Origin of the sequence: Bradyrhizobium sp. SHOUNA76 (assembly GCF_023006445.1) — a bacterium.
In the GTDB taxonomy this organism is placed as follows: domain Bacteria; phylum Pseudomonadota; class Alphaproteobacteria; order Rhizobiales; family Xanthobacteraceae; genus Bradyrhizobium.
Map to the genome: position 1 here is coordinate 1 of NZ_JALBHA010000765.1, position 2,092 is coordinate 2,092.

Consider the following 2,092-nt stretch of genomic DNA (forward strand, 5'->3'; position numbering starts at 1 on the left):
CGAGCTCGCTGGCGCGCGCCCGCGCCCACGCCTGCGCCTCATTGTTGACGGTGAGGATGCCGTTGCCGAGCGGCAGCTTGCGCGAAACCGCAAGGTCCATCAGCGCGCGCGAGGATTCCTGCGACACGATCTCGAAGTGAATGGTGTCGCCGCGGATGACGCAGCCGAGCGCGATCACGGCGTCATAGGGCTTGCCGTTCGCCGCCGCGGCATCCACCGCGATGGCCACTGCCGCCGGAATCTCCAGCGCGCCGGGAACCGTGATGACGTCATGCGTCAGGCCGGCCGCCTTCAGCTCGGCAATGGCGCCGTCCAGCAGCGCGTCCTGGAGATCGTCATAGAACCGCGCCTCGACAATCAGCGCGCGCGCGCCGGAAATGTCGGTCTGGTCCTTCAGGGGTGCGCGCCGCGCGTCTGCCATCGTTCGATCCGTTCTACTCTACAGTGGTCGGCGCGTTATGTAGTCGCCGCAGGCGGGTAAGCCAAGTTCAAAGACTGTCATTCCGGGGCGCGAAGCGAACCCGGAATCTCGAGATTCCGGGTCTGGTCCTTCGGACCATCCCGGAATGACGGCTAGGCCGTCATTTCCGTCAGCCGCGCCGCGTAGCGGGCCATCAAATCGACCTCGATATTGACCTCGGCGCCCGCCTTCCAGCCGCCGATCGTCGTCACCGTCAGCGTGTGCGGGATGATCAGCACAGAAAAGGTCACGTCCTTGACCGTATTGACCGTCAACGAGACGCCGTCGAGCGTGATCGAGCCCTTGGTGGCGATGAACCGCGCCAGCTCCCGCGTGGTCGACAGCTCGAACCGGGCCATGTCGGGCAGGTCCTCGCGGCTGACGATGGTCGCAATGCCATCGGCATGGCCGGCGACGATGTGGCCGCCGAGCTCGTCGCCGATCTTGAGTGCACGCTCGAGGTTGAGCTTGGTGCCCAGCTTCCAGTGCTTCGCCGTCGTCAGCGCCAGCGTCTCCGCAGCCGCATCGACCTCATACCAGGTTTTGCCGCCTGCGACGCCGGAGGCGACCACGGTGAGGCACACGCCGTTGCTGGCGATCGAGGCGCCGTCGGCGATCGTGGTCTGGTCATAGCTGCAGGCGATGCGCAGCCGGTGCAGCTGGCCCTGCGCCACGGGCGTGAAGCTGACGATCTCGCCGATATCGCTGACAATGCCGGTGAACATTACGCACGCTCGTAGATGGTGAGAGTATCCTTGTCGAATGTTTCGCTAGCATGAACCTTGTAGGCCTGCGACTGCGTGATTTTCGACAGGGGCAATGCATCGAGCGCATCGACGCCGCCGGAGCCCACCGCTTCCGTCCCGCGGAACAGCCAGATCTCGTCGACGAGGTCGGCCGCGACGAACGAGGACGCAACCCTGCTGCCGCCCTCGACCATCAGGCGGGTGATGCCCTTCCCGGCCAGCGCATGCAGCACGGCGGGCAAATCGAGCTCGGAGGCATTTGCCGGCGGGACGCGGATCACTTGCGCGCCGGTCGCACCGAGACGCGTCGCAGCTGCGGCTTCCGCAAGCTCAGAACCCACCACCCAGAGCGGCGTCTCGCGCGCGGAGCCTATGAGCCTGCTCGCGCCGGGAATGCGCAGGCTCTGATCGAGCACCACGCGCACCGGCGAGCGCGCCGTCATGCCCGGCAGGCGGCAGGTAAGCAGCGGATCGTCCGCCTGCACCGTGCCGATGCCGACCAGGATCGCATCGCTCTGGGCGCGGAGCAGATGCACGCGATTGCGCGCCGCTTCGCCGGTGATCACCACCGGCTTGCCGCCGGCAGCGCCGATCTTGCCGTCGGGCGAGACCGCGAGCTTCAGGATCACATGCGGACGCTTGTCCCGGATACGGCGGAAATGCCCGGCATGGTCGAATGCGGCTTCCGCCGCGCACAGGCCCAAATCTACCGTGATGCCGGCGGCGCGCAGGCGCGCATGCCCCTGCCCCGCGACCTCAGGATTGGGATCCTCGATCGCCGACACCACCCGCTTGATCCCGGCAGCGATTACCGCATCGGCACAAGGCGGCGACTTGCCGAAATGCGAGCACGGCTCCAGCGTGACGTACAGCGTGGCGCCCCGCG

3 protein-coding genes are annotated in these 2,092 nt (G+C 66.9%); all 3 read right to left on the reverse strand.

Features of this window, described 5'->3' with window-relative positions:
• A partial coding sequence (gene ribH / locus MOV74_RS36795) for a 6,7-dimethyl-8-ribityllumazine synthase (RefSeq protein WP_246932249.1) occupies window positions 1-421 on the reverse strand: 421 nt, incomplete at its 3' end.
• 152 nt (window positions 422-573) lie between these two features.
• The gene (locus MOV74_RS36800) at window positions 574-1,185 is read right to left on the reverse strand and encodes a riboflavin synthase (RefSeq protein WP_246932251.1); all 612 of its coding nucleotides are present in this window, start codon (window positions 1,183-1,185) and stop codon (window positions 574-576) included.
• The coding region (gene ribD / locus MOV74_RS36805; protein WP_246932254.1) for a bifunctional diaminohydroxyphosphoribosylaminopyrimidine deaminase/5-amino-6-(5-phosphoribosylamino)uracil reductase RibD at window positions 1,185-2,092 on the reverse strand (908 nt) is incomplete at its 5' end. The genes MOV74_RS36800 and ribD, both read right to left, overlap by 1 nt.

Bases quoted from the DNA above. Each gene is read 5' to 3' on its own strand.
- MOV74_RS36800 (WP_246932251.1), bottom strand. From the start codon at position 1,185: ATGTTCACCGGCATTGTCAGCGATATCGGCGAGATCGTCAGCTTCACG.